This is a genomic window from Burkholderia sp. SR8 (assembly GCF_052851275.1).
Genome location: NZ_JAULUC010000005.1, coordinates 98,045 through 123,505, shown reverse-complemented (window position 1 = coordinate 123,505; position 25,461 = coordinate 98,045). Strand labels below are relative to the sequence as shown.

Sequence of the window (25,461 nt, the reverse complement as noted above, 5' to 3'; positions counted from 1 at the left end):
CGAGCGCGTCAGTCGTCGGAACCGCTCGCGGTACCGCCCGCGGTGTCCGGCGCCTGCTCGGCGGCGCCTTCGTCCGGCTTGCGGTTTCGCGCGCCGCCGCGGCGGCGCCGCTTGCGGGGCGATTTTTCCTTCGAGCCGCCCTGCGTGAGGAGTGCCTCACGGGCGGCTGCGTCGCCTTCGATGAAATCCGTCCACCACTGGCCGACAGCTGCTTCGAGCTCGCCGGATTCGCAGCGTAACAGGAGGAAATCATACCCCGCTCTAAACCTTTGGTGTTCCAGCAACCGCATCGCGCTGCGGCCCGAGCGTTTCTCGAGGCGCAGCTGCAGGCCCCAGATCTCGCGCATGTCGGCCGAGTAGCGCTTGTGGATCGCCAGTTTCTCGGTCTGCATGTCGAGCACGTCGTCCATCGCGCGATGGAGCGCCGGCACCGGGAATTCGCCTTCGGCCGTGTATTGCTCGAAGCGCTGGCGCATGTCGTGCCACAGCAGCGTCGCGAACAGGAAGCCCGGCGACACCGGCTTGCCGGCGCGCACGCGCGCGTCGGTGTTGTTCAGCGCGAGCGTGATGAATTTCTCGCCCTGCGGCTGTTCGAGCACGACGTCGAGGAGCGGCAGCAGCCCGTGGTGCAGCCCTTCCTTGCGCAGCCGCTGCAGGCACGCGAGCGCGTGGCCCGACAGCAGCAGCTTCAGCATTTCGTCGAACAGGCGCGCGGCCGGCACGTTGTTGATCAGGTCGGCGAGCGCGTTGATCGGCTCGCGCGTATGCGGCTCGATCTCGAAGCCGAGCTTCGCCGCGAAGCGCACGACGCGCAGCATCCGCACGGGATCCTCGCGATAGCGGGTGGCCGGATCGCCGATCATCCGCAACAGGCGGGCGCGCACGTCGGCCATCCCGTCGTGATAGTCGAGCACCGTCTGCGTCGACGGGTCGTAGTACATCGCGTTGATCGTGAAGTCGCGGCGCGCGGCGTCTTCGTGCTGTTCGCCCCACACGTTGTCGCGCAGCACGCGGCCGCTGGCGTCCACCGCATGCGTGCGGCGGTCGAGCTCGTCGCGCTTCAGGCGCTTCGGCGGCTCGGCCGCGCCGGCTTCGGGCGGCGCGTCGACCAGTGCGCGGAACGTCGACACCTCGATCAGTTCCTGGCCGAACTGCACGTGGACGATCTGGAAGCGGCGGCCGATCAGGCGCGCGCGGCGGAACAGGCGCTGCACCTCGGTCGGCGTCGCGTCGGTCGCGACGTCGAAGTCCTTCGGCGCGATCCCGAGCAGCAGGTCGCGCACGGCGCCGCCGACGATGAACGCGCGGAAGCCCGCCTGCTGCAGCGTGTCGGTCACGCGCACCGCGTTCTTCGAGATCAGCGACGGATCGATCCGGTGCACGCTGGCCGGCACGACGGTCGGTTCGTGATTGCTGCGCGGGTTCGTGGGGGCGCCGCCGCGGCTACCCTTCGCGGGGCGCGAGGCAGCGGCCGTTGCGGCCGCGGGCGCCTCGGCGGGCGACGTTTGTTCGGCGCCGTCCTGGCCGAGCAGCTTGCGAATGAATTTTTTGATCACGACGTTCAGAAGAGATCGAGGATGCGCCAGCCGCGGGCGCTTGCATGCGCGCGCAGCGTGTCGTCGGGGTTGGTCGCGATCGGGTCGGTGACTTTCTCGAGCAACGGGATGTCGTTGTGCGAGTCGCTGTAGAAGTAGCTGTGTTCGAAGTCGTCCCAGTGCTTGCCGAGCGACGCGAGCCAGGCTTCGGTGCGCACGATCTTGCCTTCGCGATAGCTCGGCGTGCCGGTCGGCCGGCCCGTGTACGGCGAATCGGGATGCCCGTCGGTCGTTTCGACTTCGCACGCGATCAGCGTGTCGACGCCGAACGCGGTCGCGATCGGGCGCGTGATGAATTCGTTGGTGGCCGTCACGACGCAGCACAGGTCGCCGGCATCGACGTGCTTGCGCACCAGTTCGAGCGCGGCGGGCGTCATCGCGGGGCGGATCACCTCGTGCATGTACTGCTCGTGCCATTCGGCCAGCTGCGCGCGCGAATACTTCGCGAGCGGCGTGAGCATCGCGCACAGGTACGCATGGATGTCGAGCTTGCCGGCCTTGTAGTCGGCGAAGAACTGATCGTTCTGACGCGAGAAGCTTTCCGCGTCGACGATGCCGAGCTTCACCATGAAGCGGCCCCATTCGTGGTCGCTATCGGTCGGGATCAGCGTGTGATCGAGGTCAAAGAGTGCCAGATTAGTCATGGAAGCGCATTTTACTCGAAGCGGTTCGGGCCTGTGCCCGGCGGTGCGATGTCGTCGCCGGGGCGGGCGAGCATCCGGCGCAGCAGCGGCAGCGTGACGGCGCGCTTCTGCTCGAGCGAGAAGCGGTCGAGCGCGTCGAGCAGCGCCATCAGGCTCGGCATGTCGCGGCGGAAATGGGTCAGCAGGTACGCGGCGATGTCGTCGGTGAGCGCGATCCCGCGCTCCTTCGCCGCCAGCTTCAGCACGGCGATCTTGCCGGCGTCCGACGGCGGCGACAGGTGGAACACGAGCCCCCAGCCGAGCCGCGTGCGCAGGTCCTCGCGCACGTCGAGCGCGAGCGGCGCCGCGGGGCCCGCCGCGACGAACGCGCTCGACGGATGCGCGCGCACCTCGTTGAACAGGTTGAACAGCGCGACCTGTTGCGTGTCGCTCATCTTGTCGCAGTCGTCGATCGCGTAGATGCCGATGCGCGGGTCGAACGTGAACGCGCCGAGCGGGCTCTGCGGCGTCAGGTAGCGCGCGTAGCCGTACGACGCGTCGCTCACGAGCGCCTGCAGCAGGTGGGTGCGGCCGCTGCCGGGCTCGCCCCAGATGTAGAACGACCGGTCCGGCACGGGCCCCGCCGCGAGCGCGAGGTCGAGCTTCTGGAGCCGCGAGATGAGCTCGTCGTTCTCCTCATTCATGATGAAGTTGTCGAACGTGGCGGGCGGCGGCGTGCCGAGATCGAGCGTCAGTTGACGGGACACAACAGTCACAATGCGGGTCGGTTGAGGAAACGCGCGCCGTACGCCGGGCACGCGCGCGGGACGGCGCCGGTCGCTGCACGCACGGCCGCACGCACGGCCGCACGCACGGCGGCGCGCGTGTTGCGGCGCGGCTCGCGGGGCGATGAAAACGGGGAGGTGTCGACCAAGATGCAATCCCTGACGAATCGGTGCTGGGAATTCCGGCCAACGGGCCGGCTTCGGGTAAAATCGCATTTTACCGACCTTCTCGCATTCCCCCATGAATCCTCCGAAATCCGCTCCCGACGCTCAGGGTCTGTCCTACCGCGACGCAGGCGTCGACATCGACGCGGGCGACGCGCTCATCGACAAGATCAAGCCTTTTGCGAAGAAAACCCTGCGCGACGGCGTGCTCGGCGGCATCGGCGGGTTCGGCGCGCTGTTCGAAGTGCCGAAGAAGTACCAGGAGCCCGTGCTCGTGTCGGGCACCGACGGCGTCGGCACCAAGCTCAAGCTGGCCTTTCATCTGAACAAACACGACACCGTCGGCCAGGACCTGGTCGCGATGAGCGTGAACGACATCCTCGTGCAGGGTGCCGAGCCGCTGTTCTTCCTCGACTACTTCGCATGCGGCAAGCTCGACGTCGACACGGCCGCGACCGTCGTCAAGGGCATCGCGCACGGCTGCGAGCTGTCGGGCTGCGCGCTGATCGGCGGTGAAACGGCCGAAATGCCGGGCATGTATCCGGACGGCGAATACGACCTGGCCGGCTTCGCGGTCGGCGCGGTCGAGAAGAGCAAGATCATCGACGGCAGCACGATCGCCGAGGGCGACGTCGTGCTGGGCCTCGCATCGAGCGGCATCCACTCGAACGGCTTCTCGCTCGTGCGCAAGATCATCGAGCGCGCGAATCCCGACCTGTCGGCCGATTTCCACGGCCGTTCGCTGGCCGACACGCTGATGGCGCCGACGCGCATCTACGTGAAGCCGCTGCTCGCACTGATGCAGAAGCTGACGGTGAAGGGCATGGCGCACATCACCGGCGGCGGCCTCGTCGAGAACATTCCGCGCGTGCTGCGCGAAGGCCTCACCGCCGAGCTCGACCAGAACGCATGGCCGCTGCCGCCGCTGTTCAAGTGGCTGCAGGAGCACGGCGGCGTCGCCGACGCGGAAATGCACCGCGTGTTCAACTGCGGGATCGGGATGGCCGTGATCGTCGCGGCGGCCGATGCCGACGCCGCGATCGCCGACCTGACGGCCGCCGGCGAACAGGTGTGGAAGATCGGCACCGTGCGTGCGAGCCGCGAAGGCGAGGCGCAGACGGTCGTGGTCTGACGCAACGCGCAGCAGGATGCAGCAAGGAAAACCGCCCGGAATCGATCCGGGCGTTTTTTTTCGGGCGCGGCCTTTCGTGCAGCGGCGCGCCATTGAAGGAGTAACGACGATGACCGAAGACGAACGTGCGCTCCGCGAACTCGTGGAAACCTGGTTCGTGTCGAGCCGGCGCGGCGATCTGGCGACCGTGCTCGACCTGATCGCCGACGACGCGATCTTCATGGTGGCCGGCAAGCCGCCGTTCGACAAGGCGGCGTTCGCGGCCGCGTCGCGCGACGCGAATGCGGCTGCGGCGGGCGCCGGGCCGAAGGTCGACGGCCGTTACCGGATCGACGAATTGCGCGTGATCGGCGACTGGGCGTACATGCGCAATTTCATCGAGATCGACGTGACGCCGCCCGGGGGCGACACGCTGCGCCGTTCCGGCCATACGCTGACGATCTTCCGGAAGTCCGATGGCCGCTGGCAGCTCGCACGCGATGCGAATCTCGTGACGCTCGCGCAGTGAGCGCGGCGTGGGGGCGGGCGTCATGCCCAACTGAGCCCAGGCCGCGGCACCGCGGGCAGATGGCGCCCCGTTAAACGCTGCAGATGCGGTCGTCGAGCACGCGTTCGAGCGTGTCGAGCGCGCGCGCCGTCGAGTCCGGCGCGATACAGTCGACGACGATCCGCTCGGGCATCGCACGCAGCCACGTGATCTGCCGCTTGCACAGCTGGCGCGTCGCGAAGATGCCCTTGTCGCGCATCGTCCGGTAGTCGATGTCGCCGTCGAGAAATTCCCACGCCTGACGGTAGCCGACGCAGCGCATCGACGGCAGGCCGAGATGCAGATCGTCGCGGCGGCGCAGCCGTTCGACTTCGTCGATGAAGCCCGCGTCGAGCATCGCGTCGAAGCGTTGCGCGATGCGTGCGTGCAGCACCGCGCGGTCCGACGGTTCGAGCGCGACCGGCACGAAGCGGTATGCGGCGGCCGCATCGTCGGTGAGCCGCGGCGCGGCGAGCAGCGCCGACATCGGCTGGCCGCTCAGCATGAATACTTCGAGCGCGCGCTGAATCCGCTGCGAGTCGTTCGGCGCGAGCCGCGCGGCCGTTGCCGGATCGACCTGCGCAAGCCGTGCATGCAGCGCGGGCCAGCCGTCGCGTGCGGCGTCGGCGTCGAGTTCCGCGCGCACGGCCGGATCGGCGCCGGGCAGGTCGTTGAGCCCCTGCGTCAGTGCCTTGTAGTACAGCATCGTGCCGCCCGCGAGCAGCGGCGTGCGGCCGCGCGCGAGGATCTCGCCGACCAGGCGCAGCGCATCGGCACGGAATTCCGCGGCCGAATACGCATCGGCCGGGTCGATGATGTCGATCAGATGGTGCGGCACGCTCGCGCGCTCGTCGCGCGTCGGTTTCGCGGTGCCGATATCCATGTCGCGATAGACGAGCGCCGAATCGACGCTGACGATCTCGATCGGGCGGCGCGCGGCCAGCGCGAGCGCGGCGGCCGTCTTGCCCGAGGCGGTGGGGCCGAGCAGACAGGCGATCGTCGTCGGACGGGACTGCGGTGACGCGCTCATTGCCCGCGCATGAAGAGGCGGTCGAGGTCGTTCAGCGTCAGCTGATACCAGGTCGGCCGACCGTGATTGCATTGATCCGCGCGTTCGGTCGCTTCCATTTGGCGCAGCAGCGCGTTCATCTCGTCGAGCGTCAGGCGCCGGTTCGCGCGCACCGCGTGGTGGCACGCGAGCGTGCCGAGCAGCTCGTGCTGGCGCTCCGTGAGCACGCGCGAACCGCCGAACGCGTGGAGGTCGGCGAGCACCGCGCGCGCGAGCGACTGCAGGTCCGCATCCTTCAGCAGCGCGGGTACCGCGCGGATCGCGAGCGTCGTCGGCGACAGCACCGCGAGATCGAAGCCGAGCGATTCGAGCGTGTCGCGTTCTTCCTCGACCGTGCCGATTTCGACCGGCGTCGCCGTCATCGATACCGGCAGCAGCAGCGACTGCACCGCGACCGTACGGTCGGCGAGCGCGTTCTTGAACTGCTCGTACAGGATCCGTTCGTGCGCCGCGTGCATGTCGACGATCACGAGGCCGTGCGCGTTCTGCGCGAGCACGTAGATGCCGTGGATCTGGCCGAGCGCGAAGCCGAGCGGCTGCTCGTCGTGCGCGGCGGCGGCGAGTGCCGACGTGGCCAAGCCTGCAAGCGGTGCGATCGGCGCAGCGGCCGAACCGGCTGCATCGCGCGCGACGATCGTCGTGCCGCCCGGCGTGCCCGCACCCGTGTCCTTGCGGCCGAACAGCGCGTCGTAGAGCGCGAGCGGCTGCGCGACCGGCAGCGTGCCTTGCGTCATGCGCGCCTGGCGCATCCACGTGGTGCCCGACGACGATGAAGACGGCGAGGCCGACGAGAACCCGCTGCCGCCCGTGCCGGAGATGCTGCCTTGCGCGAGCGGCGTGTTCGGGAACGACGCGGGGCCGGCCAGCGCCGCTTCGATGTGTGCGGCATGGCCGCCCGCGGTGGTTTCCGGCGACGCACCCGCATGGCGCGCGAGCGCACGCTGCACCGCATGGAACACGTACTGGTGGATCGAACGCGAATCGCGGAACCGCACTTCGATCTTCGACGGGTGCACGTTCACGTCGACCGCCTCGGGCGGCAGGTCGAGGAACAGCACGTACGACGGGTAGCGGTCGCCGTGCAGCACGTCTTCATACGCGGCGCGCACCGCATGCGTGAGCAGCTTGTCGCGCACGAAGCGACCGTTCACGAAGAAGTACTGCTGATCGGCGCGTCCGCGGCTCGCGGTCGGCAGGCCCGCGCAGCCGTAGACGGCGAGCGGCCCCGCCTGCTCGTCGAGCGGCAGGTGCGCGGTCGCGAAGCTGTCGCCGAGGATCTTCGCGACGCGCTGCGCGGGTTCGGTCGCGTTCCAGTGCTCGACGGCCTTGCCGTTGTGCAGCACCGAGATCGCGACGTCCGGCCGCGCGAGTGCCGCGCGGCGGATCATTTCGAGGCAGTGGCCGAACTCGGTCTGCTCGCTTTTGAGGAATTTGCGGCGTGCGGGCGTGTTGAAGTACAGCTCGCGCACCTCGATCGTCGTGCCGACCGCGCCGGCGGCCGGCGACAGCGCACCCGTGGTCGCGTCGATCTTCGTTGCATGCGCGACGTCGGCCGTGCGGCTCGTGATCGACATTTCGGCGACCGAGGCGATCGACGCGAGCGCTTCGCCGCGAAACCCGAGCGTCGCGACCGCTTCGAGCTCCTCGAGCGAGCGGATCTTGCTCGTCGCGTGGCGCATCAGCGCGAGCGGCAGCTCGTCGGGCGGAATCCCGCAGCCGTCGTCGGTGATCGAGATGCGCTTGACGCCGCCTTCCTCGAGCACGATGCGCAGCGTCGTCGCGCCGGCGTCCATCGCGTTTTCCAGCAGTTCCTTGACGACCGATGCCGGGCGTTCGACGACCTCGCCGGCGGCGATCTGGCTGATCAGCTGGTCGGGCAGGGGCTGGATCGCGCGCAGCGGGCGCGGGGCGGGGGCGGACGCGGCGCCCGTGGCCGTTTCGGTGATTTCGGACATGGCCGAATTATAGCGAGGCGGCGCGCGCGTGCCGGCGCGGCGGTCGGTTACGTTTTTTCACGGAGCCTTAAGGGACTTTCGGTATCATGACTGCGTTTCGCGCACCGCCTTGTCAGGCGGGCGCTTCCGCCCTCCGGCCGTTCCGGCCCTTTCGCCTTCGAGGAATCGCATTTGGATACGCTGCTTCATTTCGTCAACCTGGTCCTGCATATCGACGCGTTCCTCGGCGACTTCATCCGGCAGTACGGCGCATGGGTGTATCTGGTGTTGTTCCTGATCGTGTTCTGCGAGACGGGGCTCGTCGTGCTGCCGTTCCTGCCCGGCGATTCGCTGCTGTTCATCGGCGGCGCGTTCGCGGCGACCGGCGACATGAACGTCGGCGTGCTCATCGCGCTGCTGCTCGTCGCGGCGATTGCCGGCAATACCGTGAACTACCTGATCGGCCGCTGGATCGGGCCGAAGGTCTTCAATACCCATATCCCGGTGCTCGAGCGCTTCCTCGACCGCGCGGCGCTGGAGAAGACCCATACGTTCTACGACAAGCACGGCGGCAAGACCATCGTGCTCGCGCGTTTCATCCCCGTCGTGCGCACGTTTGCGCCGTTCGTGGCCGGCGCATCTTCGATGAGCTTCGCGCGTTTCCAGCTGTTCAACGTGATCGGCGCGCTGGTCTGGGTGCTGCTGCTGGTGTTGCTCGGCTACTTCTTCGGCAATATCCCGTTCATTCGCCAATACCTGAACGTGATCGTGCTGGTGGGGATCGGCGCGGCGATCGTGCCGGTCGCGCTCGGCGCGCTGTGGAAGCTGGTGCGCGGCCGGCATTCGGACAATACGCAGAAGACGAGCGGGCGCTGAGCCGACGTCTCACCTCCTGCAGAACAAGCGAACGTGGCGGCCCTGGGCTGCCACGTTTTTTTTCGTCCGTGCCGTCCGGAGCGCGGGCTGCCGATATCCGGTATCGGGCGGACACGTGCTCGATGCCGGCTGGTTGAGTCGGAATCCGCGAACCGGTGCTCGACGCCGTCCCGTCGAACCAAAGCTCAGGTATTGCGATGCGAGATCGGCGTCTCCGGCGTCGGATAGCCGGCCTCGCGGAACGTCTCGAGGATCACGCGGTTGGTATCGCAGTACACCTGCCAGTAGTTTTCCGGCTGCGTCGACGGGCGCACGAACAACAGCGGGCCTTCCGGCGTGAACTGCAGCACGCCGACGTCCGGCGCCGGCACTTTCATCACGTTCGGGATCAGCTGGATCTGCGTCTTCAGGCGGTTGATCGCATCGGCCGCGTCGACGCTGTTCGCGATCTTCGCGGTCAGGTCGACGCGGCGATGCGGCGTCGCGCTGTAGTTCGCGATGTTGTCCGAGAAGATCTTGTTGTTGCCGACGATCGTCACGACGTTGTCCGCCGTGATGATCGTCGTGCCGAACAGGCCGAGCTCCTTCACGGTGCCCGTCACGCCGCCCGCGGTAATCACGTCGCCGATCTTGAACGGACGCAGCACCTGCATGAACACGCCGGCGGCGAAGTGCGCGAGCAGGCCGCCCCACGCGGTGCCGATCGCGAGGCCGAGGCCGGCGAGCAGTGCGGCGAACGACGTGGTCTGCACACCGAAGATCTGCAGGATCGCGAGGATCAAGAGGATCGTCAGCAGCACGCTGACGACGGAGGTCAGGTAGTCGGTCAGCGTCGGGTCGACCTTGCCGCTGCGGCGCACGACCTTGCCGAGCAGGCCGGAAGCGATGCGGATCGCCCAGCGGCCGACGAACCACAATACGATCGCGGCGAGGAGGTTCAGGCCGAAGTCGAGGCCGCGGGTCATCAGGAATTGTTGGGCGGTGTGCAGGTCGATCATGCGTTGTCCCGGGTAGATGAGTGCATTGGCGCGAAAATGGAAGCGTTCGGTTCCACACAGCCGGACGTTTATAACGCGACTGATGCGCCGCGACAACCGGAACGCGCGGATCGCCGCGGGACGGCCGCGATGTCGTGGCGGCTAACGCGCTTCATTCCATCGCATGCGTGTGCCAAGTGGCCACGGCGCATGTAGTTCGATGCGCCCGCAACGAACGCTACTTGTGCCGCGGCTCGAACGGCCGCTGCTGCACATCCGCCCCATGCGCGACGATCGCCATGCTTTCGGGCACTTCTTCCCATGCGCCGCGCAGATCGACGAGCGGCTCCGAACGACCATGAACGCGTCGTCGCCGGCTTCCGCGATACGCGGATTGTGCGGATAGAGTTCGTGCAGATGCTTGAACGACGTGCTGTGGAACAGCGAGCGCGATTGGCGTTCGCTGGAGTAACGCACCGCGATGATGCGCTCGCCGTCGGTCGCGCAGATCGTCATGTTCAGCGGCTCGGCGACGCGATACCGCACGGCGGCTTCCTCGATCACGCCGGCCATCCGCTCGAGCGCCGGCAACGGCGTCTGCTCGAGGCCGTAGGTGAGCGCGAGACGGAACATCAGCTCGGAGTCGGTCGACCCCTCGAGCGTCGGGAACAGCGCCGGGTCGATCTTCATCGTCAGGTCGCGGCGCAGCTTGTGGAAATCGCGGATCAGCCCGTTGTGCGCGAACAGCCAGCGGCCGTGGCGGAACGGATGACAGTTGGTTTCCTGGACGGGCGTATCGGTCGCCGCGCGAATGTGCGCGATGAACATCCGCGAGCGGATCGCGCGCGCGGCTTCGCGCAGGTTGCGGTCGTTCCACGCAGGATGCACGGAGCGGTAGCGAAACGGCAGTTCGTCGGGGTGCCCGTACCAGCCGATACCGAAGCCGTCGCCGTTGGTCGTCGTCGCGCCCAGCTCCGAATGCAGGCTCTGGTCGATCAGCGAATGCTTCGCGCGAAACAGTACGGTCTCGAGATGGATCGGATTACCCGTATAGGCGAGCCAGCGGCACATGGAGCGCTCCTTCGCGATGAATCTTCGCGCATGGTAGCCGACTTGGCGACGCCGTCGCACGCGAGCGCGCCGCCGCCCGGCGGCAGCGCGCGGTCGGAGCGGAAGGATGCGGCGGGCGCCGCATCCTGCATGCGCGCGTTTCAGTCTCCGAGCGCGTCCATCACGCGTGCGGAGTAGACGAGCGCTGCACCCGCATTCAATGCGATCGCGACGCCGAGCGCTTCGGCCACTTCCTCCCTGGTCGCGCCATGCTTCGCGGCTTCGGCCGTGTGTACCGCGATACAGCCGTCGCAGCGGGTCGTGACGGCCACCGCGAGCGCGATCAGTTCGCGCGTCTTCGCGTCGAGATGGCCGGTCTTGGCGCCGGCGCCTGACAGCGCCTTGTAGCCGGCCAGCGTGTCGGGCGACAGCTTCGCGATGTCGCCGATGCGGGTCGAGAGTTCCTTCCGGTATTCGTTCCAGTTCAGCATGATGCGTCCTTTCGAGAAAAGGTGGATCAGGCGGCGGACGCCGCGATCTCGGGCGATGCAGAACGTATTCTGAGCGCTCATGCTGAGGGTTTCGATACGCTAGAGTGTCAATTTTTAGCGCAAACGTCTCATGGACGCATTGAGTCAATTGTTATCGCTGGGCCGCAGCCACGTGGAGCTCGACGTGCGCTGCCTGCTCGACGGCCCGTTCGCGATGCCGCACGACGCGTTGCCGCCCGGCGAGGCGGCGTTTCATCTGCTGCTGGCAGGCGCCTGCCGGTTGCGTACCGCGGACGGGCGCACGCTGCGGCTGACCGACGGCGATTTCGTGCTGCTGGCCGGCGGCGATGCACACGATCTGTCCGATGCGGACGGAGGCGGCTCGCGGCCGGTCATGCCGTTGCGCGAGCCCGGCCCGGCCGGCGGCGCCGTGCTGCCGGTCAAGTCGAATCGCGATGCGTCGGAGCCGACCGACGCGAGCGTCGATCTGCTGTGCGGACGCTTCGTCTATGCGCGCGGTGCCGGCGAATTGCTGATGCGCACGCTGCCGCGCGTGCTGCACGTCGGGCTGCGCGAAGCATCGGGGCTCGCGTCGCTGCAACTGCTGACCGGTGTGCTGCGTGCCGAGGCATCGAATGCGCAGCCGGGTGCGCGTGCGATCGTGAACGCGCTCGGGCAGGCGCTGCTTGCGTATGCATTGCGCGCGTACGGCCGCGATGCGCGCGTGCCGGCCGGCTGGCTCGCGCTGGCGGCCGATGCGCGGCTCGGCCCGTCGGTGCAGGCCGTGCTGCAGGCGCCGGCGCAACCGTGGACGGTCGAGTCGCTCGGTGCGGCATCGGCGATGTCGCGCGCGACCTATGCGCGGCATTTCCGCGAGAAGGCGGGCATGAGCGTCGGCGCGTTCGTCGCGCAGATCCGGATGATGCATGCGTGCGCGCTGCTGCAGGACTCGCAGCGCGGACAGGCGGAAATCGGGCAGGCGGTCGGCTATCAGTCGGAGGCGGCGTTCGGCAAGGCGTTTCGCGCGGTGCTCGGCACGACGCCGGGGCGGTGGCGGCGAGCACAGCGGGGTGCGTGAGGCTGCATGCGCGAGCGTCGGGCTGCGCGCTGCAACACTGCTACCGCGCGCGAAACGTATGCCAACGACGACGATTCCGAACAAGAACATTCGGGCACCGTGCCGTTCGTTGCGTCGTCGATGTCGGAGCACGCGATCGTGCCGTGCGGTGAAGATGTAATGATGCGGGCCCGGTGCGCGCACGGCGCTCGCGATGTCCGCGGTGGGCATCGCATCGGAAGGCAGCGCAATTGTTGTTTGCAGAATCGGAAGAGGGCGGAGGTGTTCGTGTCGACGCGAGCATGCGCGGCGAGTCGCCCAAATGAAAAAGGGGCTTCCGGTTTCCCGGAAGCCCCTTCTTTACATCTTGGTAGGCCGTGCGTGACTCGAACACGCGACCAACGGATTAAAAGTCCGCTGCTCTACCAACTGAGCTAACGACCCAAAGAGCAAAAAATTATAGCGGCGGATCGAAGGCCTGTCAACAACCCGTCACGATAATTTATTTGATGCTCTCGATCTTGCCCTGCGCCGTCTGCGCCGCGTTCGACCCGGCGTACTGCGACACGACCTGCTCGAACGTCTTCTTTGCGGCCGCCTTCTGGCCTTGCTCGAGCTGGTTCGTCCCGATCGCGACGAGCGCGTCGGCCGCACGCGGATGCTGCGGATACTTGCTTACGATCGCCTGCCACGTCGCGGTCGAGCCGCGGTAGTCGCGCAGCGCGTATTGCGCATTGCCGAGCCAGTACTGCGCGGTCGGCTGGTACGGGCTCTGCGGATACTTCGCGATGAAGCTGCGGAACGACGCCGCAGCAGCCTTGAAGTTGCCGTTGCGGAATTGCTGCTGTGCCGCGCTGAGCGCATCCGTTTCACCGGGCTGCACGGTGCCTTCGACACCATCGATCGTCGCCTGTTGCGGCTCGAACTTCTTGAGCCGCGTGTCGAGATCCTGGTAGTACTCCTTCTGCTGCCGCTCGAGCGTCGTCAGCCGGTTCGTCAGGTCCTCGTTCTCGCCGCGCAGCGTCGCGACCTGCTGGTTCAGCTGGTCGATACGGCCGGATTGATCGAGGATCGTACGCTGAGCTGCCGACAACTGGCTGGACAGGTTGTCGCTCTTGCTGCGCAGATCGAGCACGGCGCGGCGCGCCTCGTTGTCGTCGAACATGCCGGCGTGCGCCGGCGCGGCCGACCACGCCGCGCCGGCGACGCAAATTGCTGCGGCCACGCGCAGCCAGGATACACGGTGCGTCATACGGCAATTCTTCCGTTACGGTTCTTACTGCTGGTAGACGAGGTCGGCGCGACGGTTCTGCGCCCACGATGCTTCGTCGTGACCCGATGCTTGCGGCTTTTCCTTGCCGAGGCTCACGGCTTCCATCTGCGAGTCGTTCACGCCGAGCAGCGCCATCGCACGGCGGACGGCTTCCGCACGCTTCTGGCCGAGCGCGAGGTTGTACTCGCTCGTGCCGCGTTCGTCGGTGTTGCCCTGGATCAGCACGTGGCGCTGCGGGTGGCTCTTCAGATACTGAGCGTGTTGCTGCAGCAGCGGCTGGTACTCGTCCTTCACCGAATAGCTGTCGAAGTCGAAGTAGATGCTGCGCTTCGCGAGCGGGCTGTTCGGATCGTTCAGCGGATCGACGTTCACTTGCGCGACGTTGTCGGCGCTCGGCTGCGTGCTCATCGCACCTGCATTGGCCTTGTCGTCGAGCTTCACGCCCGACTTACACGCTGCGAGCGCGCTGATCATCATCACGGCCAGGGCCAGACGAGCTTTATTCGACATCATGGTTAATCTCCTTGTGGTCATTGCATGAAGGGCCCCCACGACGGCTCACGAACGGAGCCGCCCTGGACGGACAGGATCTGCGGCGGCGCGCTGCCGTCGGAGGGCACTGCTGCCAGCACGTTGCGACCACCCGACTGGGTAGCGTACAGAAGGTACTGGCCGTTTGCCGCGAAGCTCGGCGATTCGTCGCGATTGGTATTCGTGATGGCGTTCGCCGCGCCGGTTTGCAGATCCTGAACGTACAGCTTGAACCCCCCACCCGTGCGGGAGATGTAGGCCAGCAGCTTGCCGTCCGGGCTGACGCGCGGGCTGGTGTTGTAGCTGCCGGTGAAGGTCACGCGTTGCGCGGCGCCGGCGCTTTCGCCTTGCGCGGGCATCCGGTAGATCTGCGGCGCGCCGCCGCGATCGCTCGTGAAGTAGATCCAGCGGCCGTCCGGCGAGTAGAACGGCTCGGTGTCGATCGAGCTGCTCTGCGTGAGCCGGCGCAGGCCGCCGCCGTTTGCATTGACCGAATAGATTTGCGTGTTGCCCGTCAGCGACAGTGCGACGGCCAGCGTGTTGCTGTCCGGCGACCACGCCGGCGCGCTGTTGTTGCCCTTCTGGTCGGAGACCATGTAGCGGCGGCCGGTCGGCAGGTCATGGATGTAGACGATCGGCTTCTTGCGCTCGAACGACACGTACGCGACCTTCGTCCCGCTCGGCGACCACGCCGGCGAGATGATCGGCTCGGTGCTCGACAGCGCGATGCGCGCGTTCTGGCCGTCCGAATCCGAAATCTGCAGCTGGTAGCGGTTGCCCGTCTTGATCACGTACGACAGGCGCGTCGCGAACACGCCGCGCACGCCGAGCAGCTTCTGGTAGATGTAGTCGGCGATCTTGTGGCCGGCCGTGCGCAGCGTGGTGTCGGTGGCCGTCAGCGACAGGCCGCCGAGGCTTTGCTGCTTCACGGTGTCGTACAGGATGAAGTTCACCTTGTACTGGCCGTTCGCTTCGCGGTTCACGCTGCCGGCGACGAATGCGTTCGCACCCTTGGCCTTCCACGCGCCGAGATCGACCGATGCGGTCTCGGGCACGGGCGTGCTGCCCGCGTCGATGTTGGTGAATTTGCCGCTGCGTGCGAGGTCGGCGCGGACGATCGACGTGACCTGCTGCGGCAGGCCGGCCTCGTTCGCGAAGTTCGCGGTGGCGATGGGGAACTGGGTCGAACCGACGCCGGTGATCAGCACGTTGACCTGCGCGTTAGCGGCGCCGCCGGCCGCAATCAGACACGAGGCCACGAGTGCCCTGAAACCTAGTTTCGTCATCAAACTCATGCTTCTGCTTCCCATGTGACTTGGATCGCTGCGCAACCGCAGAGACAGTAAAAATACCCGATTCGTTCCCGTCCGCCAGCGACGCACGGAGTGTAAGCGCATTTGCGCTCACTCCGCCGCCTTGAAGGTAATCGTAATACTGGACGGGGTATGACCGTCAGTATCGGGCGGTAACGGAACCGACGCCTGGATCGCATTGACCACCGCCTGATCCCACCCCGAATTGCCGCTCGGTCGCGAGACCGAGACGCTCAGCAGGTCGCCCGAAGGCGTACAGCGGATCTTGACGATCGTCGTGAGCCCCGCGCGCTCGCCGCCCCAGACGATGTTCGGCTTCACGCGGCGGCGCACCTTGTCGGCATAGCCGGGCGATGCGGCGTTGCCGCCGGAGCCCGTGCCGGTGCCGCTTTTCGCGAGCCCCTGGCCGCCGCCTTCACCGGCACCCGCGAGGCCCTGCATCTGGGCGAGGCGCGCATTCCGTTCCCGGTCGAGCTTCGCCTTCGCTGCCGCGTCGGCCTTCGCGCGCGCAGCCGCTTCGGCCTTTGCCTTCGCCTGCGCTTCCGCCTTCGCTTTCGCGGCGGCGTCTGCCTTCGCCTTGGCTGCCTGCTGTGCCTCGAGCTGCGCCTGTTTCTGCTGTTGCAGCTTTTGTTGCTCGAGCTTCTGCTGTTCGAGCTTTTGCTGCTCGGCGAGCTGTTGTTGCTTCAGTTTTGCTGCCTGCTTCTGCTTTTCGCGGTCGGCGGCCTTTTCGGCTGCGAGCGCGGCGGCCTGCTGGGCGGCGAGCTGCGCGCGGCGCGCTTCCTCTTCCTGCTGCTTCAGCTGCTGCGCGCGGCGCTGCTGCTCGAGCAGCGCTTCGCGTGCGGCCGCTTCCTGCTGGCGCTTCTTCTGCTGCAGCGCGATGTCCGCCTGCTCGTCCCGGACCGGGGGAGGGGGCGGCGCGACTTTCGCGGGCGGCGTAGGCGTGACGACGGGGCGCGGCGCGGGGACGTCGGGCACCTCGGTCCACAACTCGGCTTCCGCGCCGGCCGGCGTGCTGTTCTGCCACTGCACGCCGTGATAGAGGAACAGCGCGAGCAGCACGTGCATCAGCGCCGCGAGCGCGAACGCACGCCAGGTGCCGCGCTCGCGCGGGGGCTGAGACGGGTACGCGTTGCCGCGCGTGGGTTGCTGCCGGTTCATTGCGATTTGACGAGGAGGCCGACGCGCTTGACGCCGCGCGCCTTCAGATCCGACATCACGGTCATGACTGCATCGTACTGCACGGTCTTGTCGGCCGCGATCACGACCGGCTGGTCGGGATGGTCGGCCTGCCGGGCCGAGATGAAGCTGTCGAGCTCGGCCTTCGTCATCGTGTCTTCCTGCGTCGCGCCGGAGTCGCCCTTGTACTTGACGCTCATCGTGCGGTCGGCCTTGATGTTGACGACGACGGGCGGCGTCTGCTCCTGCGGTGCGGCATTGCCGACGGTCGGCAGATTGATGATCGACGGGGCGACGAGCGGTGCCGTGACCATGAAGATCACGAGCAGCACCAGCATCACGTCGATGTACGGCACGACGTTGATGTCGGCCATCGCGCGGCGCGAACGGCCGCCTCGCATGCTGGATCGAATGGGACTTCCTGCCATGGCGCGCTCCTTACTGGGCCTGACGCTGCAGGATGTTCGAGAACTCTTCGATGAAGGTCTCGAAGCGGATCGCGAGGCGGTCGATGTCGTGCGCGTAGCGGTTGTACGCGACCACGGCCGGTATCGCGGCGAACAGGCCGATCGCGGTGGCGACGAGCGCCTCGGCGATGCCCGGCGCGACGTTCGCGAGCGTTGCCTGCTGCACGTTCGCGAGACCGCGGAACGAGTTCATGATCCCCCAGACGGTGCCGAACAGACCGATGTACGGGCTGACCGAGCCGACCGACGCGAGGAACGCGAGGTTCGCTTCGAGCACGTCCATTTCACGCTGGAACGATGCGCGCATCGCGCGGCGCGCACCGTCGAGCACGAGGCCCGGATCGCTGAGGCGCTTTTCCTTCGCTTTCAGGAATTCGCGCATCCCCGATTCGAAGATGCGCTCGAGCGCGCCGATCGTGTGACGGTTGTTGGCCGCGCTCTGATACAGCGCCTGCAGGTCGCCGCCGGACCAGAAATCCTTTTCGAAGCGTTCGGTCTGCGCGCGGGCGCGACGGATTGCAAACCACTTGCGGAAGATGAAGGTCCACGACATCAGCGACAGCAGCAACAGCAGCCCCATCACGGCCTGGGCCAGCACGCTCGCGTTGAGGACGAGGGAAATGATCGACAGGTCTTGAGAAGTGTTCATAGAGGTTTGAGTAACGTCCCTTCGGGGGTGCCCGGCGAGGGCGCGCGGCATGCGTGCGGCGCGGCGCGCCGGCGAGGCCTGGCGCCGAACCTTGCTTAGTATCGATTCAGGAAGGCAAGTTCATAGGCTTTGTCTAAACGGTGCTCATCCGAGCTTCGTTGACAATACAGTGTGCCCGGCGTCGATGACGGGCCCGCGTTGCAGCGCATCCAGCACGGCCGGCGGGATCGCCGCGGGCCGGATGCCGGTTCGGTCCACGCAACCGAGCCGGATGTGTCCGGCGACGAGCAGCGTGTCGCCACGCCAGGCTTCCTGCGTGAATTCCACCGATGCGCGGCCGATGCGTCCGGGCCGGCTCGTGATCGTCAGCGCGTCGTCGAGTCGCGCCGGCGCGCGGTAGTCGAGCGACGTGCTGCGCACGATGAAGATCGCGCCCGTGTCGTCGGCGAGCCGGCGCTGGTCGATGCCGCACGCGCGCAGCCATTCGGTGCGGGCGCGCTCGAAGAATTTCAGGTAGTTGGCATAGAAGACGATGCCGCCTGCATCGGTATCCTCGTAGTACACGCGAACCGGCCAGGTAAAGCCGGAGGGCGCGTCCGGGGAGCGGGTAGGCTGAGTCATGGCGCGCATTCTACCGGAAGGCCGGGGCCGGATTAGTAACCGATTCGTAACGGAATGTAGTACGCCGTGGCACCGCCGCGGGCCGGCCGGAGGCGGGCCGCGGCAGGGTGCGACGGGTCAGCCGCGATGGATCGTGAGGCCGGCCGGGGCCTGCGCGACCGGCATCATCTCGATCGTGTTGATGTTGACGTGCGCGGGGCGCGTCGCGATCCAGTAGATCGTGTCGGCGATGTCCTCGGCCGTGAGCGGCTGGACGTTCTGGTAGACGTTCGCCGCCTTCGCGTCGTCGCCGCGAAAGCGGACGTTCGAGAATTCCGTGCCGCCGCACAACCCCGGTTCGATGTCGGTGACGCGCAACGGCGTGCCGATCAGATCGGCGCGCAGATTCAGGCTGAATTGTCTGACGAAAGCCTTGGTAGCGCCGTACACGTTGCCGCCGGGATACGGATAGGTGCCGGCCACCGAACCCAGATTGAAGATATGGCCGCGACCGCGCTCGATCATGCCGGGCAGCAGCGTGTGCGTGACGGTCACGAGGCCCGAGCAGTTCGTGTCGATCATGGTCTGCCATTCGTCGAGGCTGGCCTTCTGGGCCGGCTCGACACCGAGCGCGAGACCGGCGTTGTTGACGAGCACGTCGAGCGCCGCGAATTCGGCTGGAAGGGCGGACGGCACGGCTTCGACAGCTGCGCGGTCGCGCACGTCGAGCTCGAACGGCAGCAGCGCGTCGCCGAGTTCGGCCGCGAGCGCATCGAGACGATCCTTGCGGCGCGCGGTGGCGACGACGCGGTGGCCGCCCTTGACAAAGGCACGGGCGATGGCGGCGCCGAAGCCGGCGGACGCGCCTGTGACGAACACGATCATTGCTGCTCCTGGTCGGTAACAAAGTAGCGGATAGTATCCCGCAAGCCTACTGAGATTGCCGCACCGCGGCAAGGCGCCGAAGCGTGTCCGCACGGGTGCGCAGAGTCTGGCCCCTATTGTTTCGGGGCCATTCCCGTGCGGTTGCCTATTCATGACGCATCCAATACACTAATGCGCTCATCACCCCTGCGTGACTGGCGATAGAACCCTTCGGGTTCAAGGTGGAGCATCCCACCGTGAAGCGCGGGGCGCCGTTTTTGCCGTTCGCCTGGGCAGCCGTTGTGCGCCGTTGCGTGCATCGCCGGTGGCTGTCCTGTCTCGCGTCATACGGATTCTTCCGCCATGTCGAGCTGGTTCCGCCAGCAGCGCAATGTACTCGGCCGCACCGGTCAACCTGTACACACTTAACGGAAACCGTATGTTTGACAGAGCCCAAAGCACCATCGCGAACGTCGATCCCGAACTCTTTGCAGCGATCGAGCAGGAAAACCGCCGCCAGGAAGATCACATCGAACTGATCGCGTCGGAAAACTACACGAGCCCGGCCGTGATGGCTGCACAGGGCTCGCAGCTCACGAACAAGTACGCGGAAGGGTATCCGGGCAAGCGCTACTACGGCGGTTGTGAATACGTCGACGTGGTCGAGCAGCTGGCGATCGACCGTGTGAAGCAGCTGTTCGGCGCGGAAGCGGCGAACGTGCAGCCGAACTCGGGTTCGCAGGCGAACCAGGGCGTGTTCTTCGCGATGCTCAAGCCGGGCGACACGATCATGGGCATGAGCCTCGCGCACGGCGGCCACCTGACGCACGGCTCGCCGGTGAACATGTCGGGCAAGTGGTTCAATGTCGTCAGCTACGGCCTGAACGAGAACGAAGACATCGACTACGACGCGGCCGAGAAGCTCGCGAACGAACACAAGCCGAAGCTGATCGTCGCGGGCGCGTCGGCGTTCGCGCTGAAGATCGATTTCGAGCGTCTCGCGAAGATCGCGAAGTCGGTCGGCGCATACCTGATGGTCGACATGGCCCACTACGCGGGGCTGATCGCGGCAGGCGTGTATCCGAACCCGGTGCCGCATGCGGACTTCGTGACGACGACGACGCACAAGAGCCTGCGCGGCCCGCGCGGCGGCGTGATCCTGATGAAGGCCGAGTACGAGAAGCCGATCAACTCGGCGATCTTCCCGGGCATCCAGGGCGGCCCGCTGATGCACGTGATCGCGGCGAAGGCCGTGGCGTTCAAGGAAGCGCTGTCGCCGGAGTTCAAGGAATATCAGCAGAAGGTGGTCGAGAACGCACGCGTGCTGGCTGAAACGCTGGTCAAGCGCGGGCTGCGCATCGTGTCGGGCCGCACGGAAAGCCACGTGATGCTGGTGGACCTGCGCGCGAAGCACATCACGGGCAAGGCAGCGGAAGCGGCGCTCGGTGCGGCGCACATCACGGTGAACAAGAACGCGATCCCGAACGATCCGGAAAAGCCGTTCGTGACGAGCGGCATCCGCCTCGGTTCGCCGGCGATGACGACGCGCGGTTTCGGCCCGGCGGAAGCGGAGCAGGTCGGCAACCTGATCGCCGACGTGCTCGAGAACCCGGAAGATGCGGCGACGATCGAGCGCGTGCGCGCGCAGGTGGCCGATCTGACCAAGCGCTTCCCGGTCTATCGCTGATCCTGCATGCGCTGCCCGTTCTGCCGGCATGAAGACACGCAGGTCGTCGACTCGCGCGTGTCCGAAGATGGCGCCGCGATTCGCCGGCGCCGTCGCTGCTCGGCTTGCGACAAGCGCTTCACGACGTACGAGCGGGTCGAGCTGAACCTGCCGGCCGTCGTGAAGAAGGACGGCAGCCGTACCGAATTCGACCGTCGCAAGATCGTCGCCAGCATGCAACTCGCGCTGCGCAAGCGGCCGGTTGCGGCAGACGCGATCGACGCGGCGGTCGCCCGCATCGAGTATCAGTTGCTCGCGACCGGCGAGCGTGAAGTGCGTAGCGAGAAGCTCGGCGAACTCGTGATGAACGAGCTGCGCGGCCTCGATACGATTGCCTATGTCCGCTTCGCGTCGGTGTACCGCCGGTTCGAGGACGTTTCCGAATTCGCCGACGTGATCGAAGAATTCCGTCGCGCGTCCCCCTCCAAGCCTCCGCGCAAGCGCTGACGCGCTGCGTTCGTTCATCGTCTTCTCCGCAGGTTCCGTTCGTGCCGATTGTGTCGGCCGCGACCGGATGTCGCCAGTCGGCCGTTCGGCTAGTGGCGCGCGTTCGCCCGCATCGCTACAGTCGTCGCATCACGTTGACGGAGGGCGATCGCGATGGAACTGCACCGGCAGACCGTTCCAAAAAGCATGCGATGGTGCGGCGGGTTCACGCTCGTCGAGCTGATGGTCGCGATCGCGCTGGCGGCAGCGATCGGACTCTACGCGGCACCCGCATTCGATCAGTGGCACATGCGCGAACGTGTGGATGCCCGTTCGCGCGCGCTGCTCGGCGCGCTCTCTTTCGCGCGCACCGAGGCCACGCGTCTCGGCGTGCGCGTCACGCTGTGCAGGGCCGGGCGCGACGGCGACTGCGTGCGCGCCGGCGAGCAGTGCGACCCGGCGGAATGGTCGTGCGGCTGGGTCGTCAGCGGACAGTTCGACGGGCAATCTCGCGTGCTGAGGCGCTATCCGGCCGATGCCGACATTGCCGTCGCCGGCGTGGCGCACGATCTGGCATTCGCGCCGCCGGCCGGGCAGGTGATCGGCGGGATCCGGCGTTTCGAATTGCGTCCGCAGCGCGCGCTGACAGTCGACGACACTCGCATGTCGCGTTGCGTCCGGATCGCGGCGGGCGGACGCGCCCGCGTCGAGGCCGGCCGTTGCGGCGCGGCATGATCGGGATGCGCAGGCGGATGCACGGCACGTCGCTGCTCGAAGCCGTGCTGGCCATCGCGCTGCTCGCGATGGTGACGCTGGCCGTGGCCGGCAGCCAGCTCGCGATGACGCGTACACAGCGCGCGACGATGTGGCGGGAGCGCGCATTGTGGCTCGCCGATGCACGCATCGAGCGTGGGCACGCAGCGGCGGGCGACAGCGATGAAATCGCCGCGCTCGCGGCCGCATCGTTGCCCGGCGGCACGATGACGCTTGACGACGGGGCGGCCGGTGTCCGTTACGCGATCGTCGGCTGGCGCGGCGCTGACGCGGCGGCGTCGACATCCGTGCGATGCGAACGCGCCGTGGAAATCGTCAAGCCGCCATCGTGCGTGCGGATTCCGTTCCGGGAGGTCAATGCCGATGAACGTTGACCAACGCGGTCACGGTCCCGGCCGCAACCACAGCCACACCCGCGCGCATACGCTGCTCGAAGTGCTGATCGCGATGACCGTCGGTTTGCTCGTGCTGTCGGCCGCCGGTGCGCTGTATCACGCGCAGCGCCTTGCGCAGCGACGCGCGGAAGACGGGTTCCGGATGCGCGATGCGGCCGCGACCGCCCTGATGCTGATCGGCCAGCAGATCCAGATGGCAGGGTTTCGGCCGCTCGATGTGGAAACGGCGTCGCCGTTGCCGCCGGTGTTCGGCTGTTCCGCCGCGCGCATGCGAGGCGACGGCGCGCAGGTGCGCTGCGAAGCCGTGCGGGCGGCGTCGGATGCGGTGCTGGCCCGGTATGTCGGCGATGACGTGTCGACGTGGCCGACGACGAGCGAGCAGGTGTCGGATTGTCTCGGGCAGGGTGTCGGTGCGCCCGGCGAACGGCCGCTCGTGGAAAACCGCTTCGACGCGCATGTCAGTCCGTCGACGGGCGAGCCCGAGCTGTACTGCGAAGGCAGCGGGCGCCCCGGTACGCCGCAACCCGTCGTGTCCGGGATCGACCAGTTGCGCGTGCGCTATTTGCACCGCGAAGGCACGCAGTTCGTCGACGCGAACGCGATGGGCGCCGGCGACTGGCGCGATATCGTGGCCGTGCATCTATGCGTGCGCGCGCGTGGCGAACCGATGCACGGTCCCGCGCGTCATGTCGATTGCGATGGCCGCACTGCCGTGTCGGAAGATGGCCGCGCGCGTCTGGTGCTGCATCGAATCGTCGCGTTGCGCAATTCCGCAAGCGCATTCGGCGATCCGCTCGAAGCGATGCAGGACCATCAGGTACCGCGATGATCCATACGAAAGGATTCGCCCGCGCGCGTGCGGCACGTAGCATCGCGGCAGCTCACGTCAAAGGGCGCGCCGACGCGTGCGGCGACATTCAGCATGCGACGGGGACATCGATCCGGTCGAGCCGCCGCCCGCCGCCCGCATGCACGCGGTCCGCCGCTCGCAGCTGGCCTCGCGACGCGGGCCTTGCGCTGCCGGCCGTGATCGCCGTCGGTGCGGCGGTCGCTGCGCTGACCGGTACATGGTTCGAGTCCGCGCTGACGGAATCGCGCCGCACGCGTGCATTGTCGGACCGGCTGATCGCATTTCACGCGGCGGATGCAGCACTCGAAGCGTGTACCGCGCGATTGCTCCGTGGCGGCGCGCCGTACCTCGACGAACCTGCATCGCGCGACGAACCGGATGCGTGGCGGCGTGCGCCCGCGCTGGCCGTCGCCGACGCGTTCAGCCCGTTCTCCGCGTGGCCGATGGCGGTACAACCGCCACGCTGCCTGATCGAAGCGTGGCGGGGCGTCGGCCCACAAGATGGCCGTGCTTATCTCGTCACCGCGCGAGGCGTCGGTGGCCATGCGTCGAGCGTGGTCTGGCTGCAAAGCCAGATCGCGCTGCGCGATGGACGCATCGTGGCGCAGCGCTGGCGTCGCGTAGCGACGGTGCATCGATGAAAGTACCCGCGCCGATGCGCCGACCGGCGGCGTTCACGTTGCTCGAGTTGATGATCGTGCTCGCGATCGTCGGCGCGCTGGCCGGCTGGGGCATCCCGTCGTATCGCGAGCATGTCGCGCGCATGCACCGCGCGTCCGCGGTCACGGCGCTGTACCGCGCGGCGCAATATCTCGAAACGCTCGACGGCGTGCTGCCGCAGACGTTGCCGCACGCCTATGCGCAGGCGCCGCCGGACGGGCAGCCGGTCTATCGGGTGGGTTTGACGCGACCGGCCGGCGATGTTGCGCCAGTAGTCTACGAACTCGTCGCGAGCCCGCTCGACACGGGCCCGATGCGTGACGACGCATGCGGCGCATTCACGCTGCGTTCGGACGGGACGAAAGGCAGTACGGGATCGAGCGACGCGGAACCGGCGGCACAGCAGCGGACATGTTGGGGCGTGCGCTGATCGTGCGATCACGCATGGAAAACGCGCACCGCCGAACGGCCGTGCACGCCCATCGTTGCGCGTCAGTGGTCGCTCGCGACCGGGCCGCGCTCGTCGCGCGACTGTTTCCAGATCCGGTAGACCTCCCATGCGGCGAAACCGACGGTGCCCCACTTCAGCGCGGGGCCCGCGCTTGCACGCAGCAGCGAGCGAAGTGGTTTCGCCAGCACGAGCGATGCGAGCGAACTGATCATCGGATACTGGTTCACGAGCTGGCCGAGATGCGCGTTCAGGTTCTTGGCGGACTGCGTGAACTTGTGGCTCGACAGGCCGGGGATGAACACCTTGAGCCAGCTGAACCGCGTGACGGCATGACGCACTTCGGCAGCGGCTTCGGCAAGCTCGAGCCGCTCGACCTCGGATCGCAGGATCAGCAATTCCTTGCGGAGCGCGCGATGTTGCGATGCGCTCCACTTCGATCGCGACGGATGGGGGCGGGGCGAATGGCCCGTGATGTTCTGGCTCATGGCGCGTCGGCGAAGTAGGTGACAGGGGCGAACGCGACCGCGTTCACGACTTGCCGCGAAAGATTTCGCGGTCTTTCTCGAGCTCGGCGAGCGTCGCCTCGAACACGGTCGGCGCTTCGCGCAGGCCCGAGCGCGCCTTCAGCGCACACGCGATGCCGGCGACCGCGTACAGCGCCGTGATTATCGCGAGCGATTGCCAGCGGTAGGTGTCCCAGAACGCGATCGCGATGAGCACGGTCAGGCTGATGAGCGCCATCGTCGCGAGCATCATCGCCGCGAGCCCGAGGAACAGCACGCCCATCAGGCGTTCCTTTTCCTCGGCGAGTTCGATGCCGACCAGTTCCAGCCGCGTTTGCAGCAGGCCGATCGCGGAGCCGACGAGGCGGCGCAGCGGGCCATGGCCGGACGGCTGCGAGTGGGTGTCTGTCGTCATGGATGAGGCGCTTGCGCGCGCAGTAAGCGGCTAGGTCAAAGCCGGCCGGCGGCGAACCGCCGGCCGGCTTCGGCACCCACGCGCCGCGACGCGGCACATGGGGCGGAA

28 protein-coding genes, 1 tRNA gene, 1 pseudogene and 1 riboswitch are annotated in these 25,461 nt (G+C 67.2%); of the genes and pseudogenes, 11 read left to right on the top strand and 19 right to left on the bottom strand.

The window, feature by feature from the left end; all coding sequences use genetic code 11:
- Positions 1-8: 8 nt before the first annotated feature.
- From pcnB to hda, 3 genes are read right to left on the bottom strand one after another with little or no spacing between them, the layout of a single operon-like run.
- The gene (gene pcnB, locus Q3A80_RS08080) at positions 9-1,556 is read right to left on the bottom strand and encodes a polynucleotide adenylyltransferase PcnB (RefSeq protein WP_446328545.1); all 1,548 of its coding nucleotides are present in this window, start codon (positions 1,554-1,556) and stop codon (positions 9-11) included.
- A 5-nt stretch (positions 1,557-1,561) separates the two neighbouring features.
- Positions 1,562-2,239 carry a histidinol-phosphatase gene (locus tag Q3A80_RS08075; RefSeq protein ID WP_446328544.1) on the bottom strand — a complete coding sequence of 226 codons (678 nt, stop codon included), beginning with the start codon at positions 2,237-2,239 and terminating at the stop codon, positions 1,562-1,564.
- Positions 2,240-2,250: 11 nt separating this feature from the next.
- On the bottom strand, positions 2,251-2,985 hold the full coding sequence (gene hda, locus Q3A80_RS08070; RefSeq protein ID WP_044844057.1) for a DnaA regulatory inactivator Hda: 735 nt from the start codon (positions 2,983-2,985) through the stop codon (positions 2,251-2,253).
- Between the two features lie 259 nt (positions 2,986-3,244).
- On the opposite strand from hda, the gene purM reads away from it, so the two are divergent.
- Together purM and Q3A80_RS08060 are read left to right on the top strand one after the other, a co-directional pair.
- Entirely contained in the window at positions 3,245-4,300 is a 1,056-nt protein-coding gene (purM, locus tag Q3A80_RS08065; RefSeq protein ID WP_446328543.1) for a phosphoribosylformylglycinamidine cyclo-ligase, read from the top strand.
- A gap of 109 nt (positions 4,301-4,409) precedes the next feature.
- The gene (locus Q3A80_RS08060; RefSeq protein WP_446328542.1) at positions 4,410-4,808 is read left to right on the top strand and encodes a YybH family protein; all 399 of its coding nucleotides are present in this window, start codon (positions 4,410-4,412) and stop codon (positions 4,806-4,808) included.
- 70 nt (positions 4,809-4,878) lie between these two features.
- Here Q3A80_RS08060 and miaA read toward each other — a convergent pair whose 3' ends face one another.
- Positions 4,879-5,856 (bottom strand): tRNA (adenosine(37)-N6)-dimethylallyltransferase MiaA, encoded by a 978-nt coding sequence (gene miaA, locus Q3A80_RS08055; RefSeq protein ID WP_446328541.1) that lies wholly within the window; start codon positions 5,854-5,856, stop codon positions 4,879-4,881.
- Positions 5,853-7,850 (bottom strand): DNA mismatch repair endonuclease MutL, encoded by a 1,998-nt coding sequence (gene mutL / locus Q3A80_RS08050; RefSeq protein WP_446328540.1) that lies wholly within the window; start codon positions 7,848-7,850, stop codon positions 5,853-5,855. Before mutL ends, miaA begins: the two co-directional genes overlap by 4 nt.
- Positions 7,851-8,021: 171 nt before the next feature.
- Between mutL and Q3A80_RS08045 the strand changes: the two genes are divergently transcribed.
- On the top strand, positions 8,022-8,705 hold the full coding sequence (locus Q3A80_RS08045; protein ID WP_446328539.1) for a DedA family protein: 684 nt from the start codon (positions 8,022-8,024) through the stop codon (positions 8,703-8,705).
- Positions 8,706-8,890: 185 nt separating this feature from the next.
- Here the strand turns inward: Q3A80_RS08045 and Q3A80_RS08040 are convergent, their stop codons facing one another.
- The 3 genes and pseudogenes from Q3A80_RS08040 to Q3A80_RS08030 form a co-directional block, all read right to left on the bottom strand.
- Complete coding sequence (locus Q3A80_RS08040; protein WP_446328538.1) at positions 8,891-9,703, bottom strand: mechanosensitive ion channel family protein; 813 nt, start codon at positions 9,701-9,703, stop codon at positions 8,891-8,893.
- A 217-nt stretch (positions 9,704-9,920) separates the two neighbouring features.
- Positions 9,921-10,753 (bottom strand): annotated as a pseudogene (locus Q3A80_RS08035) (class II glutamine amidotransferase).
- A 140-nt stretch (positions 10,754-10,893) separates the two neighbouring features.
- Positions 10,894-11,223 (bottom strand): carboxymuconolactone decarboxylase family protein, encoded by a 330-nt coding sequence (locus Q3A80_RS08030; RefSeq protein WP_114176220.1) that lies wholly within the window; start codon positions 11,221-11,223, stop codon positions 10,894-10,896.
- A 130-nt stretch (positions 11,224-11,353) separates the two neighbouring features.
- On the opposite strand from Q3A80_RS08030, the gene Q3A80_RS08025 reads away from it, so the two are divergent.
- Complete coding sequence (locus Q3A80_RS08025) at positions 11,354-12,301, top strand: cupin domain-containing protein (protein WP_446328537.1); 948 nt, start codon at positions 11,354-11,356, stop codon at positions 12,299-12,301.
- Positions 12,302-12,648: 347 nt separating this feature from the next.
- Here the strand turns inward: Q3A80_RS08025 and Q3A80_RS08020 are convergent.
- The 9 genes from Q3A80_RS08020 to Q3A80_RS07980 form a co-directional block, all read right to left on the bottom strand.
- Positions 12,649-12,724: transfer RNA gene (locus tag Q3A80_RS08020), tRNA-Lys, on the bottom strand.
- 58 nt (positions 12,725-12,782) lie between these two features.
- A complete protein-coding gene (ybgF, locus tag Q3A80_RS08015; protein ID WP_175923060.1) occupies positions 12,783-13,532 on the bottom strand; it encodes a tol-pal system protein YbgF in 750 nt (249 codons plus the stop codon).
- 24 nt (positions 13,533-13,556) lie between these two features.
- The gene (gene pal, locus Q3A80_RS08010; RefSeq protein ID WP_059465490.1) at positions 13,557-14,066 is read right to left on the bottom strand and encodes a peptidoglycan-associated lipoprotein Pal; all 510 of its coding nucleotides are present in this window, start codon (positions 14,064-14,066) and stop codon (positions 13,557-13,559) included.
- 17 nt (positions 14,067-14,083) lie between these two features.
- Entirely contained in the window at positions 14,084-15,379 is a 1,296-nt protein-coding gene (gene tolB / locus Q3A80_RS08005; RefSeq protein WP_446328536.1) for a Tol-Pal system beta propeller repeat protein TolB, read from the bottom strand.
- Positions 15,380-15,487: 108 nt separating this feature from the next.
- Positions 15,488-16,555, bottom strand: a complete 1,068-nt coding sequence (gene tolA, locus Q3A80_RS08000; RefSeq protein WP_446328535.1) for a cell envelope integrity protein TolA — start codon at positions 16,553-16,555, stop codon at positions 15,488-15,490.
- On the bottom strand, positions 16,552-17,001 hold the full coding sequence (tolR, locus tag Q3A80_RS07995; RefSeq protein WP_006484943.1) for a protein TolR: 450 nt from the start codon (positions 16,999-17,001) through the stop codon (positions 16,552-16,554). Before tolR ends, tolA begins: the two co-directional genes overlap by 4 nt.
- Before the next feature lie 10 nt (positions 17,002-17,011).
- A complete protein-coding gene (gene tolQ / locus Q3A80_RS07990) occupies positions 17,012-17,689 on the bottom strand; it encodes a protein TolQ (RefSeq protein ID WP_006484959.1) in 678 nt (225 codons plus the stop codon).
- Between the two features lie 144 nt (positions 17,690-17,833).
- Complete coding sequence (gene ybgC / locus Q3A80_RS07985; RefSeq protein WP_446328534.1) at positions 17,834-18,319, bottom strand: tol-pal system-associated acyl-CoA thioesterase; 486 nt, start codon at positions 18,317-18,319, stop codon at positions 17,834-17,836.
- Positions 18,320-18,427: 108 nt separating this feature from the next.
- Positions 18,428-19,174, bottom strand: coding sequence for an SDR family oxidoreductase (locus Q3A80_RS07980; protein ID WP_446328533.1), 747 nt, complete (start codon positions 19,172-19,174; stop codon positions 18,428-18,430).
- 180 nt (positions 19,175-19,354) lie between these two features.
- A riboswitch (ZMP/ZTP riboswitch) is annotated at positions 19,355-19,455 on the top strand.
- A 137-nt stretch (positions 19,456-19,592) separates the two neighbouring features.
- On the opposite strand from Q3A80_RS07980, the gene glyA reads away from it, so the two are divergent.
- The 7 genes from glyA to Q3A80_RS07945 all read left to right on the top strand — a co-directional run bounded on the left by glyA (position 19,593) and on the right by Q3A80_RS07945 (position 24,414).
- Entirely contained in the window at positions 19,593-20,840 is a 1,248-nt protein-coding gene (glyA, locus tag Q3A80_RS07975; protein WP_446328532.1) for a serine hydroxymethyltransferase, read from the top strand.
- A gap of 6 nt (positions 20,841-20,846) precedes the next feature.
- Positions 20,847-21,326: a transcriptional regulator NrdR gene (gene nrdR / locus Q3A80_RS07970; protein ID WP_006760615.1), complete on the top strand. Its 480-nt coding sequence runs from the start codon at positions 20,847-20,849 to the stop codon at positions 21,324-21,326.
- A gap of 153 nt (positions 21,327-21,479) precedes the next feature.
- A complete protein-coding gene (locus Q3A80_RS07965) occupies positions 21,480-22,040 on the top strand; it encodes a GspH/FimT family pseudopilin (protein ID WP_446328531.1) in 561 nt (186 codons plus the stop codon).
- Positions 22,037-22,453, top strand: a complete 417-nt coding sequence (locus tag Q3A80_RS07960) for a type IV pilus modification PilV family protein (protein WP_446328530.1) — start codon at positions 22,037-22,039, stop codon at positions 22,451-22,453. Before Q3A80_RS07965 ends, Q3A80_RS07960 begins: the two co-directional genes overlap by 4 nt.
- Positions 22,437-23,303 (top strand): PilW family protein, encoded by an 867-nt coding sequence (locus Q3A80_RS07955; protein ID WP_446328529.1) that lies wholly within the window; start codon positions 22,437-22,439, stop codon positions 23,301-23,303. The genes Q3A80_RS07960 and Q3A80_RS07955 overlap by 17 nt, the downstream gene beginning before the upstream one ends.
- Before the next feature lie 200 nt (positions 23,304-23,503).
- Positions 23,504-23,965 carry a pilus assembly PilX family protein gene (locus Q3A80_RS07950; protein ID WP_446328715.1) on the top strand — a complete coding sequence of 154 codons (462 nt, stop codon included), beginning with the start codon at positions 23,504-23,506 and terminating at the stop codon, positions 23,963-23,965.
- The gene (locus Q3A80_RS07945; RefSeq protein ID WP_446328528.1) at positions 23,962-24,414 is read left to right on the top strand and encodes a type IV pilin protein; all 453 of its coding nucleotides are present in this window, start codon (positions 23,962-23,964) and stop codon (positions 24,412-24,414) included. Before Q3A80_RS07950 ends, Q3A80_RS07945 begins: the two co-directional genes overlap by 4 nt.
- A gap of 62 nt (positions 24,415-24,476) precedes the next feature.
- Here Q3A80_RS07945 and Q3A80_RS07940 read toward each other — a convergent pair whose 3' ends face one another.
- Both Q3A80_RS07940 and Q3A80_RS07935 read right to left on the bottom strand, forming a co-directional pair.
- The gene (locus Q3A80_RS07940; RefSeq protein WP_446328527.1) at positions 24,477-24,920 is read right to left on the bottom strand and encodes a DUF3318 domain-containing protein; all 444 of its coding nucleotides are present in this window, start codon (positions 24,918-24,920) and stop codon (positions 24,477-24,479) included.
- A gap of 43 nt (positions 24,921-24,963) precedes the next feature.
- Positions 24,964-25,353 carry a phage holin family protein gene (locus Q3A80_RS07935; RefSeq protein WP_446328526.1) on the bottom strand — a complete coding sequence of 130 codons (390 nt, stop codon included), beginning with the start codon at positions 25,351-25,353 and terminating at the stop codon, positions 24,964-24,966.
- Positions 25,354-25,461: the final 108 nt, after the last annotated feature.